The organism is Janthinobacterium sp. SUN176 (genome assembly GCF_030587335.1).
GTDB lineage: Bacteria > Pseudomonadota > Gammaproteobacteria > Burkholderiales > Burkholderiaceae_D > Janthinobacterium > Janthinobacterium kumbetense.
In genome coordinates this window covers 2,649,987-2,665,197 of record NZ_JAPWIA010000001.1, presented here as the reverse complement: position 1 = coordinate 2,665,197, position 15,211 = coordinate 2,649,987, and the positions used below count along the sequence as shown (strand labels likewise).

Genomic DNA, 15,211 nt, shown 5'->3' with positions numbered 1-15,211 from the left:
GACGGCTAACTTGCTGGCAGAAAACAGCAAAACGGGGGAAAATGGCGCTTCCCTTCCTTTAGCGTCCCCCATCATGTCCGATATTGCAGCTTCGCCGCCAGGCCTGCGCGCCGCCATCAATCCGAAACCGCTGGGCGTCGCCCTGTTGCTCATCCTGATCGGTGCGTGGTACCTGGCGCACACCGTCGGCATCAACCAGGCCGCGCTGTACGTGGTGGGCGCCTTGCTCGGCATCACCCTGTATCACGCGGCTTTCGGTTTCACGTCCGCCTGGCGCGTCTTCATCGCCGACGGCCGCGGCGACGGCTTGCGCGCGCAAATGCTGATGCTGGCCGTGGGCGTGGCGCTGTTTTTCCCCGCGTTGTCGGCCGGCACCCTGTTCGGCACGCCCGTCGCGGGCCTCGTTTCGCCCGCCGGCACGTCCGTCATCTTCGGCGCCTTCATCTTCGGCATCGGCATGCAGCTGGGCGGCGGTTGCGCGTCCGGCACCTTGTATACAGTCGGCGGGGGCAGCACGCGCATGCTCATCACCCTGGCCGCCTTCATCGTCGGCTCCGTGATCGGCACGGCGCACATGCCGTTCTGGACTTCATTGCCGCAGCTCAAGCCGATTTCCCTCGTCACGACCCTGGGCCTGGCGCCCGCGCTGGCGCTGAACTGGATCGTTTTTGCCTTGATCGCCGCCATCACGGTCTTCGTTGAAAAGCGCCGCCATGGCAAGCTCGTCGCCACGCCCCTGCGCCCGGCGCAGGCGTCGCCCTGGCTGCACGGCCCGTGGCCGCTGGTGGCGGGCGCCGTTGCGCTCGTCGTGCTGAACTTCGCCACGCTGGCGTTGTCTGGCAAGCCGTGGGGCGTGACGTCGGCGTTCGCCCTGTGGGGTGCCAAGGCGGCCTCCGTGGTCGGTATCGACACGGCCAGCTGGGCTTACTGGTCCACCAAGGCGAATGCCGCCGCCCTTGCCGCGCCATTGACGCAAGACAAGACTTCCGTGATGGATATCGGCATCGTGCTGGGCGCCATGCTGGCGGCCGCGCTGGCCGGCCGCTACGCGCCCGTGTGGCGCATTCCGCGCCGCTCGCTGATCGCCGCCATCGTCGGCGGCTTGCTGCTCGGCTACGGCGCGCGCCTGGCCTATGGCTGCAACATCGGCGCCTATTTCAGCGGCATCGTCTCGGGCAGCTTGCACGGCTGGTTGTGGCTGGTGTGCGCCTTCCTGGGCAACGTCATCGGCACGCGTTTGCGTCCGTGGTTCGGCCTGGAAGTGGAAAAAGTCAAACCGACCGGCTGCTGACGCCTGATTGCCTGGGGGCATTGCTGTACGCTTTGTTGTATATTGCTGCCCCTGTTCACCTTTGCCGCCAGCGCAACATCCATGTCCCCAGTCATCCTGTTTGCCGTCGTCCTCGCATATTTCCTGATCTTGCTGGGCGTGGCATGGCGCACCTCGCGCCATGCCACCAACGACAGTTTCTTCATCGGCAACAAGGACAGCAACTGGATGCTGGTGGCCTTCGGCATGGTGGGCACGACCTTGACGGGCGTGACCTTCATCAGCGTACCCGGCGCCGTGGGCAGCAACGGCTTCGGCTATATCCAGCTGATGATCGGCTATGTGCTCGGTTACCTGGCCATCACCTTCATCTTGCTGCCGCTGTACTACCGGCTGCAGCTCACGTCGATTTACCGCTATCTGGAATTGCGCCTGGGGCGGCGCTCCTACCAGAGCGGGGCGGCGTTTTTCATCGTTTCGCGCCTGCTGGGCGCCACGGCGCGGCTGTATCTGGTGGTCAATATCCTGCAGGCAACTATTCTCGACAGCTTCGGCGTGCCGTTCTGGCTGACGGCGTGCGTCGTGCTGCTGCTGATCCTGATCTACACGTATGAAGGGGGCGTCAAGACCATCGTCTGGACCGATACCCTGCAAACGGCGTGCATGCTGGCCGGTCTCGTCATCTGCAGCGTGTTTTTGCTGCGCGAGATGGATTTGTCGCTCGTCGACAGCCTCGAACGCATGCGCGCGCAAGGCCTCACGCGCATCTTCACCACCGACCCGGACAGCCCCGCCTACGTGTGGAAGCATATTCTTGCCGGCATGTTCATCACCATTGCCATGACGGGCATGGACCAGGAAATGATGCAAAAGAACATCTCCGTGCGGACCCTGCGCGACTCGCAAAAGAATATGCTCAGCCTGACCGTGGTGCTGACCGGCGTGCTGCTGCTGTTCCTCTTCCTGGGCGGCTTGCTGCACCTGTACGCGCCGCTGGCCGGCGTGACGGCCACGGGCGATAAATTGTTCCCCGCCGTGGTGCTCGGGCATTTCCCCGCCGTGGTGCAGCTGATTTTCTTCATCGCCCTCATTTCCGCCCTGTTTCCCAGCGTGGACGGGGCGCTCACGGCCTTGACGTCCACCTTCTGCATCGACATCCTGGGCTTGCAGCGGCGGCAGGATTTGAGCCCGGCCGTGCAGATGCGCTGGCGCCGCAAGGTGCACCTGGGCTTTGCGGCCCTGTTCTTGATCCTGATCATGGCCTTCAAGTGGCTCGATGATCCCAGCATGATAGGCGTGATCCTGAAGCTGGCCAGCTATACCTACGGTCCGCTGCTGGGTTTGTTCGCCTTCGGCCTGCTGAGCCGGCGCGGCGTGCGCGACCGCTGGGTGCCTTTGGTGGCCGTGGCCGGGCCGCTGCTGTGCGCGCTGATCGAGCAGGAGCAGGCGCTGCTGTTTGTGCATTACCGCCTCGGCCTGGAATTGCTGATACTGAATGGTTCCCTCGTGCTGGGCGGCCTGTTCCTCATTTCCACGCCGCCAGGGCAGGGCGCCCAGGGCGCGCAATACTTGTCAAAATAAGACGAATCCCAAGGCGATCACGGCGATTTTCAGCTATATTGATTTCCTTTAGGTACATAACCTCACGGAGCATCAATGTCACTCAACCCCTTCCCGCCGCTGCGCCGCGGCTTCGGCGCATTCTGGCGCGCGCTGGACGCCACCCGCCGCGCGGTCATCAATCTGATTTTCCTGCTGATCGTCATCGCCATCCTGATCGCCATCTTTGGCGGCGGCGCCAAGCCCCTGGCGGAAAAGACCACGCTGGTGCTGGACTTGCAAGGCCCGCTGGTCGAGGAAACCCCGGGCGGCGTGCGCGAAGCGGTGCTGGCCAATGTCAGCGGCGAAGTCAAGAAAAACGTGCAGCTGCGCGACGTGCTGGCCGTGCTCGATACGGCGGCCAAGGACAAGAACATCGGTTCCATGGTCATCCTGCTCGACGAATTGCAGGGCGGCGGCCTCGCTTCGCTGCGCGAAGTGGCGGCCGGCGTGGAACGCTTCCGTGCCACGGGCAAGAAAGTGACGGCCTGGGGTTCGAGCTACAACCAGCGCCAGTACCTGGTGGCGGTCAAGGCCGACGAGGTATTCCTGCACCCGATGGGCGGCGTCATGCTGGAAGGCTTTGGCCGCTACCGCAATTACTACCGCGATGCGCTCGACAAGGTCGGCGTGACGGTGAACCTGCTGAAAGTGGGCACGTACAAGAGTGCGGCCGAGCCGTTCATCGCCAACGGCCCGTCCGAAGCGGCGGCCGAAGCGGACCGCTACCTGAACAACGGCCTGTGGACCACCTACACGACGGACGTGGAAAAGGCGCGCAAGCTGCCGGCCGGCGCCATCATGCAATCGATCGATGCGCTGCCGGCGCTGATGACGGCGGCCGGCGGCGACCTGGGCAAGCTGTCGCTGGACGCCAAGCTGGTCGACGGCCTGAAAACACGCGACGAACTGCGCCAGTTCATGATGGCGCGCGGCGCGAAGAACACGGAAGGCACGAATTTCCGCCAGGTGAACTACACCGACTACCTGGCGCGCCTGCGCCCCGTACACATCGGCGACGCCGTCGGCGTGGTCATCGCCTCCGGTGAAATCGGCGACGGCATCGCGCCACCGGGCGCCATCGGCGGCCTGTCCACCTCGCGTCTGATCCGCCAGGCGCGCGAAGACAAGTCGATCAAGGCTGTCGTGCTGCGCGTCGATTCGCCTGGCGGCAGCGCCTTCGGCTCGGAATTGATCCGCCGCGAGCTGGAACTGACGCGCGCCGCCGGCAAGCCGGTGGTCGTCTCGATGGGCAACGTGGCCGCTTCCGGCGGCTACTGGATCAGCACCTCGTCCGACGAAGTCATCGCCGACGCGGCCACCATCACCGGTTCCATCGGCGTGTTCGCGATTCTGCCGACGGCCGACAAGGTGGTGGAAAAGCTGGGCATCCACACGGCCGGCTCGCCGACCACCTGGCTGGCCGACGCGGGCAACCCTTTGCGTCCGCTCGACCCCCGCTTTGCGCAAGTGATCCAGGGTTCGATCAACCACGTGTATGGCGACTTCCTGAACCTGGCCGCCAAGGCGCGCAAGACGACGCCGGAAAAGATCAATGAAGTGGCGCAGGGCCGCGTCTGGACGGGCTTGCAGGCCAAGGAACGCAACCTGGTCGACCGCATCGGCAGCTACGGCGATGCGCTGGCGTCGGCCGCCAAGCGCGCCAACCTGGGCGCCGACTACCGCGTGACGTACCTGGAGCAGGAAACGTCGAACGTGGACCGCCTGATCGGCATGTTCGGCTCCAAGGCCATGGCCTCGCTGGGACTGGGCGAGCACGTGAAACTGGGCCTGGCCGGCACGGGCTTGCCGGCCGACGCGGCGCTGGGCATGGCGCAGGACCTGAGCTGGCTGTCGGGCATCACGCGCGAGCACAAACCGTTCATGGCCCTCACGCACTGCCTGTGCGAAGTGCCACTCGGCAGCAAGTAACACCTGACCAAATCTACTGCGCTCGATGATTTGCGGCCTGCGATGCTCACTGTGCTCAAGCACAGCTCCGCTTCTCGGTCACAACTCATCTTCGCTCGCTACGATTTTGTCAGGCGTTACACGGCAATATAGATGACATACTCAAGCCGGCTTCGCCCGGCTTGTTTCACATCAGGAGCAAGGCATGGCAAGCGACATGAACGAAAAAACCGGCACGGCCATCACCATCCGCCCCTGCGCCAAGGGCGACGAGCTGGCGCTGGCGCTGGTGGGGCAATCGACCTTCCTGGAAGCGTTCGCCGGCATCCTCGACGGCGCCGACGTCATCGCCCATTGCCAGCGCCAGCACGACGCGCAGCTGTACCGCGACTGGCTGGCGCTGCCGGCCATGCGCCTGTGGCTGGCCGAGGCCACGCCTGGCGGCGCGCCCGTCGGCTACCTGGTCCTCAGTCCCGCCGGCCTGCCGGTGGCCGACCCGCGGCCGGACGACCTGGAAATCAAGCGCATCTACCTGCTGCACCGCTTCCAGGGGCAGCGCGTGGGCCAGCGCCTGATGCAGGCGGCCGTGGAACAGGCGCGCGCCAGCGGGGCGGGAAGGGTGCTGCTGGGCGTGTACGCGGAAAACCACGATGCGCTGGCGTTTTATGCGCGCTGCGGCTTTGCGCAGGTGGGCCGGCGCACCTTCCGCGTGGGCCGCACCGACTATCAGGATGTCATCCTCGGCATGACGCTGTAAGCGCCAACGGCCTGCGCGGCGCCAGGTCAAGCCGGCTGGCGGGAGATTTGTAGCGAGTTTGTATCTGCATGCGAGTCGCCCGCGCGCCGCCGGCGCCGGGGCGCGACGCCCCGCAAGCCTGATTCTTCCACCGTTCCCCCACAGGGGCGGCGTGCCTGCCGGCCCGCCTGATCCTTCCATGCCTGCCTGGCTGTGTGTAATTGTTTCAAGTAGAAATGAAACAGTTACATGACTATGCTAGAGTCGTTTCACGCTAGGGAGCGATGTTTTTTCAGCTGACTTTCAGCTCTTGACTCCCCCGGCTTTGTACCGAAACAACCCCGAAAAACGGTCGTCCGGCCTGAGTGTGTTCCACCTCGGCCGGCGCCACAGACTCGCCGTGCCAGCGGCCTAGACAAGGATAAGCGATGGATTCGCAGACTACACCCAACACCCCGCGGCGCAGCCGCCGTTCGAAAATCGTCGGTACGGTCATCGCGCTGGCCGTGATGGCTGCGCTGGGGGGCGGTGCCTGGTACCTGACCCATTCGGGCGTCAGCGCGCAGCCCGGCGCCGGTGGCCCCGGAGGGCCGGGAGGCCCGGGCGGGCGCCGCGGCGGCCCCTCGACCACCGTGGGCGTTGCCACGGCCGTGAAATCGGACTTGCCCGTGGTGCTCGACGCGCTGGGCACGGTGACGGCCGCGTCCACCGTGACGGTGCGCCCGCAAGTGTCGGGCATTTTGAAGGAGCTGAAATTCAAGGAAGGCGGCATGGTCAAGGCGGGCCAGGTGGTGGCGCAGATCGACCCGGCCCAGTTCGAGATGGCGCTGATGCAGGCCACGGGCCAGCGCCAGCGCGATGAAGCGCAGCTGGAAAACGCGCGCCTGACTCTGAAACGCTATCAAACCCTGCTGGGCCAGGATTCCATCGCGCGCCAGGATGTCGACACGCAGGCCGCCCTGGTCAAACAGTTGGAAGGTACCGTGATGACGGACCGCGCCGCCGAAGGCACGGCCAGGCTGAACCTGGGCTACACCAGGGTGGTGTCGCCGATCAGCGGCCGCGCGGGCTTGAAGGTGGTCGATATCGGCAACCTGGTGAGCACCAGCGACACGGGCGGCGTGGTGGTGGTGACGCAGCTCTCGCCCATCGACGTGGAGTTTTCCGTGCCGCAGGATAAGGTGCAGACCATCCAGGAACGCCTGAATGGCGGCACGGCCCTGGCGGCGCTGGCGCTGGACCGCACGCGCACGCATACGCTGGACAAGGGCAGCCTGACGGCGCTCGACAACCAGGTCGACGTGCAGACGGGCACCGTGCGCGCCAAGGCCCGCTACACGAACGACAAGATGGCCCTGTTCCCCAGCCAGTTCGTCAACGTGCGCCTGGAACTGGGCAACATCACGGGCGCCGTGCTGGTGCCCGTCACGGCCTTGCGCCACAGCAACAACGGCGACTTCGTGTATGTGCTGAAAGCGGACAAGACCGTTACCGTGCGCATGGTCACGCGGGGCCAGGCGACCACCGACATGGTGGAAATCCGCGCCGGCCTGGAAGCGGGCGAGCAAGTCATCACGGAAGGCGCCGACCGCCTGAAGGAAGGCGCGAAAGTGACCCTGGCGGGCGACAAGCCTGCCATGGGCGGCGCCGGTGCGGCCGGGGCGAACGGCGAACGCCGCCACCGCCGCCAGCACGCTGACGGCGCGGCCAGCGCCTCGGCGTCCGCATCCGCGCCAGCCGCAGTGCCAGCTACGGCGCCGGCGAAGGGCGCGGCGCAATGAGTCCATCGACTCCCTTCATCAAGCGCCCCGTCGCCACGGCGCTGCTGATGCTGGCCATCGTGCTGGCGGGGCTGGTCGGCTTCAAGTTCCTGCCGCTGGCCGCCTTGCCGCAGGTGGACTTCCCCACCATCCAGGTGCAGACCCTGTACCCGGGCGCCAGTCCCGAAGTCATGGGGCAGACCGTGACGGCGCCGCTGGAGCGCCAGTTCGGGCAGATGTCGGGCTTGCAGCGCATGAGTTCCACCAGCGCGGCCGGCGTCTCCATCATCACCCTGCAATTCACCCTGGGCCAGACCCTGGACGTGGCGGAGCAGGAAGTGCAGGCGGCCATCAACGCGGGTGGCTCGCTGCTGCCGACGGACTTGCCGGCGCCGCCCGTGTACGCGAAGATCAACCCGGCCGACGCGCCCGTGCTGACCCTGGCCATCACGTCGGACACGATGCCGCTGACGCAGGTGCAAAACATCGTCAACACGCGCCTGGCGCTGAAAATCAGCCAGGTCAATGGCGTGGGCCTGGTGTCGCTGTCGGGCGGCCAGCGTCCCGCCGTGCGCATCCAGGGCGACACCAAATTGCTGGCCTCGTACGGCCTGGGCCTCGACAGCCTGCGCACGGCCATCGCGGCGGCCAACGTCAACAGCGCCAAGGGCAGTTTCGACGGCCCCACGCGCTCGTTCACCATCAACGCGAACGATCAACTCGTGACGGCGGAAGACTACAAGCGCCTGATCATCACCTATAAAAACGGCGCGCCCGTGCGCCTGTCCGACGTGGCGAATGTCGTCGACAGCGCGGAAAACACGCGCCTGGGCGCCTGGTCCGGCAAGCAGCCGGCCATCATCCTGAACGTGCAGCGCCAGCCCGGCGCCAACGTCATCAAGACGGTCGACGCCATCAAGGCCCTGCTGCCCGACCTGCAGGCCAGCCTGCCGGCGGCCATGAAGCTCGACGTGCTGAGCGACCGCACGACGGGCATCCGCGCTTCCGTCGAACACGTGGAAATGGAACTGCTGCTATCCGTGCTGCTGGTGGTGCTGGTGATCTTCGCCTTCCTGCACAGCATGCGCGCCACCGTGATCGCCAGCCTGTCCGTGCCGATTTCGCTGATCGGCGCCTGTGGCGTCATGTATCTGCTCGGCTACAGCCTGAACAACCTGTCCCTGATGGCGCTGACGATCGCCACGGGCTTCGTCGTCGATGACGCCATCGTCATGATCGAAAACATCGCCCGCTACATCGAGGAGGGCGAAACGCCGATGGCCGCCGCCCTGAAGGGCGCATCGCAGATCGGCTTTACCATCATCTCGCTGACTGTCTCCCTGATCGCCGTGCTCATTCCCCTGCTGTTCATGGGCGACGTGGTGGGCCGGCTGTTCCGCGAATTCGCCATGACCCTGGCCATCACCATCCTGATCTCCGCCGTGGTGTCGCTGACGCTGGTGCCGATGATGTCGGCGCGCTGGCTGAAGAGCCACGCCGATGAAAAGATCAGCGCCACGGGCCAGCGCATCCAGGCTTTCCTCGACAAGGTGATCGTGCAGTACGACCATGCGCTCGAGTGGGTCTTGAAACGCCAGGGATTGACCCTGCTCGTCGCCCTGGCCACCTTGCTGCTGACCGTCATCCTGTACATCACGATTCCGAAAGGCCTGTTCCCCACGCAGGACACGGGCCAGCTGCAGGCGCGCATCGAAACCTCGCAAGCCGTCTCGTACGAGCGCATGGCCACCTTGCAGCAGGCGGCCGCCAGCGCGCTGCTGGAAGACCCCGCTGTCGATACCTTGAGTTCCCTCGTGGGCGTCGATGCGGCCAACAATACCATGCTGCACACGGGTAGCATGCTGATCAATCTCAAGCGTCCGCGCAGCGGCAGCCAGGACGAGATCATGGAGCGCCTGCGCGACCGCGTGGCCAAGGTGGCCGGCGTGACCCTGTATCTGCAGCCGACGCAGGATCTGACCATCGATGCGGAATCGGGGCCGACGCAGTACCGCGTCTCGCTCGAAGGGGCCGACACGGCCACCGTCACCGAGTGGGCCGGCAAGCTGGCGGCGCGCATGCGCGAGAAATCGCAGCTGCGCAACGTCGTCACGGATGCGGGCGCCACGGGCGCCGCCGTGACGGTCGCCATCGACCGCGACAGCGCCGCGCGCATGTCCGTCACCACGGCCACCGTCGACGATGCGCTGTACAACGCCTTCGGCCAGCGCATCATTTCGACGATTTTCACGGAAACCAACCAGTACCGCGTGATCCTCGAAGCGCAGCCGGGCATCGTCACGACGCCGTCCGACCTGTCGGACCTGCAGGTGCGCACGGGTTCCGGCAAGTCGACGCCGCTGTCCGCCTTTGCCAGCGTCAGCGAAAAACAGGCGCCGCTGCAAATCACGCACGTGGCGCAATACCCGGCCACGACGCTGGGCTTTGATACGACGCAAGGCGTGGCCCTGGGCAGCGCCGTCGACGCCATCCGCCAGGCGGCGAAAGACATCGCCTTGCCGCCATCGGTGACCTTGACCTTCCTCGGCGCGGCCGGCGCGTATGAAAACTCGCTGTCGAACCAGCTGTGGCTCATTCTGGCCGCCGTCGTCTGCGTCTACATCGTGCTGGGCGTGCTGTACGAAAGCTATATCCACCCGCTGACGATTTTGTCGACCCTGCCGTCGGCCGGCGTGGGCGCCTTGCTGGCGCTGATGATTTCCGGGCAAGACCTGGGCGTGATCGGCATCATCGGCATCATCCTCCTGATCGGCATCGTCAAGAAGAACGCCATCATGATGATCGACTTCGCCATCGAAGCCGAGCGCGATGAAGGGAAAAGCCCGCAGGAAGCCATCCACCAGGCGGCGCTGCTGCGCTTCCGCCCCATCCTGATGACGACCCTGGCGGCCCTGTTCGCGGCCGTGCCGCTGATGCTGGGCTGGGGCGAGGGCGCCGAGTTGCGCCGTCCGCTGGGCCTGGCCATCTTCGGCGGCTTGATCGTCAGCCAGGTGCTGACCCTGTTTACCACGCCCGTCATCTACCTGGGCTTCGACCGCCTGGGCCAGCGCTTCGCGCGCAAGACGCCCGGGGTGAAGCTGGACAAGCCGGCCGATAACGCGGGGAGCGCCGCGTGAACCTGTCCGAACCGTTCGTCAAGCGCCCCATCGCCACCGTGCTGCTGACCATCGGCATCGCACTGGCGGGGATCGGCGCCTTCTTCGTGCTGCCCGTCTCGCCGCTGCCGCAGGTCGATTATCCGACCATTTCCGTCAGCGCCAGCCTGCCCGGCGCCAGCCCCGCGACCATGGCCACGTCGGTGGCCACGCCGCTGGAACGGCGCCTGGGCGTGATCTCGGGCGTGAACGAGATGACGTCGTCGTCGGGCACGGGCTCGGCGCGCATCAATCTGCAGTTCGACTTGAACCGCAAGATCGATTCGGCCGCGCGCGAAGTGCAGGCGGCCATTGCCGCCTCGCGCGTGGACTTGCCGGCCACCCTGCGCAGCAACCCCACCTACCGCAAGGCCAATCCGTCCGACGCGCCCGTGATCATCCTGGCGCTGACGTCGAAGACGCGCACGCCGGGCCAGATCTACGACGCCGTGTCGAACCTGGTGCAGCAAAAGGTGGCGCAAGTCAAAGGCGTGGGCGATGTGGAACTGGGCGGCGGCTCGCTGCCGGCCGTGCGCGTGGAACTGCTGCCGTACCAGCTCAATCACTATGCCGTGTCGATGGAAGACGTGCGCGCGGCCATCCAGGCCAGCAACGCCAACCGCCCGAAAGGGGCGATTTCCGGCGACGAGCGCAGCCTGCAGATCTATTCGGGCGCGGCGACGGCGTCGGGCGGGCGCAGCGCCGCCGATTACCGCAGCCTGGTGGTGGCCTGGCGCGACGGCGCCGCCATCCGCCTCGACGACGTGGCCGAAGTGGTCGACGGCGTGGAAAACAACAATACCCTGGGCCTGTTCAACGGCGACCCGGCCGTCATCGTGCTGATCACGCGCCAGCCCGGCGCCAACGTCATCGCCACGGTGGACGGCGTGCGCGCGCTGCTGCCGCAACTGCAGGCGCAGCTGCCCGGCGACATCAAGCTGCAGGTGGCGTCCGACAGCACCAATTCCATCCGCTCGTCCCTGCACGAGATCGAGTTCACGCTGATCCTGTCCATCGTGCTCGTCGTGCTGGTGGTCAGCGCCTTTTTGCGCAGCGTGCGCGCCACCATCATCCCCGCCGTGGCCACCATCGTCTCGCTGCTGGGCACTTTCGGCGTGATGTACATGCTGGGCTTTTCGCTAAATAACCTTTCCTTGATGGCGCTCACGGTGGCCACGGGCTTTGTCGTCGATGATGCCATCGTGGTGCTGGAAAACACGCAGCGCCACATCGAGGCGGGCATGGACCGTTTCAAGGCGGCCCTGCTGGGCGCGCGCGAAGTGGGCTTTACGGTGCTGTCGATCAGCCTGTCGCTGGTGGCCGTCTTCATCCCGCTGCTGTTCATGGGCGGCCAGGTGGGGCGGCTGTTCCGCGAATTTGCCGTGACCCTGTCGGCCGCCGTGATGATTTCGCTCGTCATCTCGCTCACCACGACGCCGATGATGTGCGCCTGGCTGCTGAAAAGCGGGCAGCACCACAAGCCGCCAGGCGTCGTCGCGCGCTGGTTCGAGCGGGGTTTCGAGCGCATGCTGAACGTGTATGAACACTGCCTGGACTGGGCCCTGTCGAGCGCTGCTCTCGTGATGACGATCCTCGTGTTCGTCGTCGGCCTGAACGTGTACCTGTTCGCGGCCGCGCCCAAGGGCTTTTTCCCGCAGCAGGACACGGGCCAGATCAATGGCGGCATGCGCGCCGACCAGAGCATCTCGTTCCAGGCCATGCAGGCCAAATTGCGCCAGCTGGTCGACATCATCAAGGACGATCCGGCCGTCGCCACCGTCGTCGGGTTCACGGGCGGCGGCAGGGCGGGGGGCGGCTTCATGTTCATCGACTTGAAGCCTGCCTCGCAGCGCACGGACAAGGGGCAAGCCGTGATCGCCCGCCTGCGTCCGCAGCTGGCCAAGGTGACGGGCATTTCGCTGTTCCTCAACCCCGTGCAGGATTTGCGCATGGGCGGGCGTTCCAGCAATTCCACGTACCAGTACACCCTGATCAGCGACAACCAGGCGGACTTGAAGAAATGGGCGGCGAAACTGGCCGACCAGATGAAGCTGCAGCCGGCCCTGATCGACGTGGACACGGACCAGGCGGAAAACGGCGTGGAAACGTTTGTTTCCATCGACAAGGACCGCGCCACGCAGCTGGGCGTACAGGTGAAGGATATCGACAATGCGCTGTACAACAGCTTCGGCCAGCGCCAGGTGGCGACCATCTACGATGAGCTGAACCAGTATCACGTAATCATGGAAGTGGCGCCCCGCTACGCGCAAAGCCCGGAAGCGCTGCGCTCCGTGTACGTGCCGGCGTCGAATGCGGCCGCCGTCGCCGCCACCGGGACGACGGCCGCCAGCACCGCCGCGGCCAGCACCAGCGTGGCGGCGACGACGTCCAATACGACGGCGGCGCGCGACCCGTCCAGCGGCTCGGCCTTGAGCACCACCCTGGCGAAGATGGTGCCGCTGTCGTCGTTCAGCAGCTTCGCGGAAAGCTCGACGGCGACGTCGATCAACCACCAGGGCGGCGAACTGGCCACCACCGTGTCGTTCAACCTGGCCGACGGCTATCCGCTCAGCGACGGCCAGGCTGCCGTGGCCCAGGCGGAGTCGGAAATCGGCATGCCGGTGAACGTGCGCGGCAGCTTCCAGGGTTCGGCGAAGAGCGCGCAGGACAGCAACAAGGAGCAGCCGCTGCTGATCCTGGCGGCCATCGTGGTGATCTACATCGTGCTGGGCATCCTGTACGAAAGCCTGATCCATCCCGTCACCGTGCTGTCGACCTTGCCGTCGGCGGGGGTGGGCGCCGTGCTGGCACTGCTGCTGTTCCGCATGGAGTTTTCCATCATCGCCCTGATCGGCGTGTTCCTGTTGATCGGTATCGTCAAGAAAAATGCTATATTGATCATCGACTTCGCGCTGGAGGCCGAGCGTTCGCGCGGGCTGACAGCTGTGGAAGCGGTGCGCGAGGCTTGTTTGCTGCGTTTCCGCCCCATTCTGATGACCACCCTGGCGGCTGCGCTTGGCGCCTTGCCGCTGGCGATCGGTTTCGGCGAGGGGTCAGAGCTACGCCAGCCCTTGGGGGTCGCCATCATCGGCGGCCTGATTGCCAGCCAGTTACTCACATTGCTGACCACCCCGGTGGTCTACATCCTGCTCGACAAGCTGCGCACGCGCAGCGCCGACGAGCAGCAATTGAGCCGCATTCCTGGGCCAGATAACCCGAGCACACAATCATGAAGCAAGTAAAACCTATCGTATCGACCGTCCCTGCACGCCACCTGCTGGCACTGGGCGTGGCTACCGCCGTCCTCCTGCTGGCCGGCTGCGCCGTCAGCCCCGCGTATGAAACGCCGACGGCCGCCGCGCCGCAAACGTTCAAGGAGGCGGCCGGCTGGCAGCCTGCCGTGCCGGCCGACACCCTGGAGCGGGGACCGTGGTGGACCCTGTTCGGCGACGCGCAATTGAACCAGCTGGCCGAAGGCATCGACATCTCGAACCAGAACGTGGCCGCCGCCATCGCTTCCTACGAGCAGGCGCGCGCGCTGGTGCGCGAACAGCGCGCCTCGCTGTTCCCCACCGTGAACCTGACGGGCAGCGGCGCCCGCTCGGGCGGCGGGGGCGAGCAGCAGACCAACAACAACTTCAAGGCCGCCATCGGCGCGTCGTGGGAACCGGACGTGTGGGGCAAGCTGCGCGCCGGCGTGACGGGGGCGGACGCCAGCGCCAGTGCCAGTGCGGCCGACCTGGCCGCCGCCCGCCTGTCGGCGCAGGGCGAACTGGCCACCAATTACTTTTCGCTGCGCCAGAGCGATGCGCAGATCGCGCTGCTGAATGCCACCATCGATGGCTACAAGCGCGTGCTTGACATCACCAGCAACCGCTTCAATTCGGGCATCGCCGCCAAGTCCGACCTGCTGCAGGCGCAGACGCAGCTGGCCAATGCGCAGATCGACCTGTCCAGCCAGACGCGTTCACGCGCGCAGCTGGAACATGCGATCGCGATTTTGCTGGGCAAGGCCCCGTCGGACTTCAGCCTGGCCGTGGCGCCGTGGACCCTGACCGTGCCCGAAGTGCCGTTGGGCGTGCCGTCGACGCTGCTGCAGCGCCGTCCCGACATCGCCGCCGCCGAGCGCCGGGTGGCCGTGGCCAACGAGCAGATCGGCATCGCCCGTTCCGCGTATTACCCGAGCCTGAACCTGACGGGTTCCTACGGTTCCGGCGCCAGCAAGGTGGGCGACCTGTTCAATGCCTCATCGAGCCTGTGGTCGCTGGGCGTGTCGGCCGCGCAAACCCTGTTCAACGCGGGCGCCACCACGGCCAGCGTGGATGCGGCCAAGGCGGGACACGAGGCGGCCGTGGCGCGCTACCGCCAGACGGTATTGAGTGCCTTTGGCGCCGTGGAAGACCAGTTGTCGGCCACGCGCGCGCTGGCCGAACAGCTGGCCCTGCGCCAGCAGGCGTCATCCGCCGCCGACCAGGTCGAGCAGCAGATGCTGAACCGTTACAACGCGGGCCAGGTCGGCTATACGGACGTGGTGACGGCGCAAGTGACGGCCCTGTCGGCGCGCCGTTCGCTGGTGCAGGCGCAGGCGGACCGCCAGACGACGGCCGTGGCCCTGATCCAGTCGCTGGGCGGCGGCTGGCACGTGCCGCAGGCGCAGTAAAGGGGACGGCACGGGGGCAGCCTGGCGCAGGGAAAAGCCCTGCGCCAAATTCGTGTTTTTCCGCGCATCTTGAGTGCTAGAATGCAAGATTATCAATTCCCAGCCTGACGCTTTGGCCGT

Annotated in this window: 8 protein-coding genes; all 8 read left to right on the top strand. The window is 66.0% G+C overall.

What is annotated here, in order from left to right:
- Nucleotides 1–73: 73 nt before the first annotated feature.
- The 8 genes from O3299_RS12000 (at nt 74) to O3299_RS11965 (ending at nt 15,091) form a co-directional block, all read left to right on the top strand.
- Entirely contained in the window at nt 74–1,291 is a 1,218-nt protein-coding gene (locus O3299_RS12000; protein WP_305052701.1) for a YeeE/YedE family protein, read from the top strand.
- An 81-nt stretch (nt 1,292–1,372) separates the two neighbouring features.
- Nucleotides 1,373–2,851 (top strand): sodium:solute symporter, encoded by a 1,479-nt coding sequence (locus tag O3299_RS11995; RefSeq protein ID WP_099668433.1) that lies wholly within the window; start codon nt 1,373–1,375, stop codon nt 2,849–2,851.
- A 75-nt stretch (nt 2,852–2,926) separates the two neighbouring features.
- On the top strand, nt 2,927–4,801 hold the full coding sequence (sppA, locus tag O3299_RS11990; RefSeq protein ID WP_289898435.1) for a signal peptide peptidase SppA: 1,875 nt from the start codon (nt 2,927–2,929) through the stop codon (nt 4,799–4,801).
- Nucleotides 4,802–4,997: 196 nt separating this feature from the next.
- Nucleotides 4,998–5,537: a GNAT family N-acetyltransferase gene (locus tag O3299_RS11985; RefSeq protein ID WP_305062398.1), complete on the top strand. Its 540-nt coding sequence runs from the start codon at nt 4,998–5,000 to the stop codon at nt 5,535–5,537.
- A gap of 407 nt (nt 5,538–5,944) precedes the next feature.
- Entirely contained in the window at nt 5,945–7,297 is a 1,353-nt protein-coding gene (locus tag O3299_RS11980) for an efflux RND transporter periplasmic adaptor subunit (protein ID WP_305062397.1), read from the top strand.
- Complete coding sequence (locus O3299_RS11975) at nt 7,294–10,413, top strand: efflux RND transporter permease subunit (protein WP_305062396.1); 3,120 nt, start codon at nt 7,294–7,296, stop codon at nt 10,411–10,413. Before O3299_RS11980 ends, O3299_RS11975 begins: the two co-directional genes overlap by 4 nt.
- The gene (locus O3299_RS11970; protein ID WP_305058312.1) at nt 10,410–13,664 is read left to right on the top strand and encodes an efflux RND transporter permease subunit; all 3,255 of its coding nucleotides are present in this window, start codon (nt 10,410–10,412) and stop codon (nt 13,662–13,664) included. Before O3299_RS11975 ends, O3299_RS11970 begins: the two co-directional genes overlap by 4 nt.
- Nucleotides 13,661–15,091, top strand: a complete 1,431-nt coding sequence (locus O3299_RS11965) for an efflux transporter outer membrane subunit (protein ID WP_244517411.1) — start codon at nt 13,661–13,663, stop codon at nt 15,089–15,091. The genes O3299_RS11970 and O3299_RS11965 overlap by 4 nt, the downstream gene beginning before the upstream one ends.
- The last annotated feature ends 120 nt before the right edge of the window (nt 15,092–15,211 follow it).

Bases quoted from the DNA above. Each gene is read 5' to 3' on its own strand.
- O3299_RS11965 (WP_244517411.1), top strand. From the start codon at position 13,661: ATGAAGCAAGTAAAACCTATCGTATCGACCGTCCCTGCACGCCACCTG.
- O3299_RS11980 (WP_305062397.1), top strand. From the start codon at position 5,945: ATGGATTCGCAGACTACACCCAACACCCCGCGGCGCAGCCGCCGTTCG.
- O3299_RS11985 (WP_305062398.1), top strand. From the start codon at position 4,998: ATGAACGAAAAAACCGGCACGGCCATCACCATCCGCCCCTGCGCCAAG.
- sppA (WP_289898435.1), top strand. From the start codon at position 2,927: ATGTCACTCAACCCCTTCCCGCCGCTGCGCCGCGGCTTCGGCGCATTC.
- O3299_RS11995 (WP_099668433.1), top strand. From the start codon at position 1,373: ATGTCCCCAGTCATCCTGTTTGCCGTCGTCCTCGCATATTTCCTGATC.
- O3299_RS12000 (WP_305052701.1), top strand. From the start codon at position 74: ATGTCCGATATTGCAGCTTCGCCGCCAGGCCTGCGCGCCGCCATCAAT.
- O3299_RS11975 (WP_305062396.1), top strand. From the start codon at position 7,294: ATGAGTCCATCGACTCCCTTCATCAAGCGCCCCGTCGCCACGGCGCTG.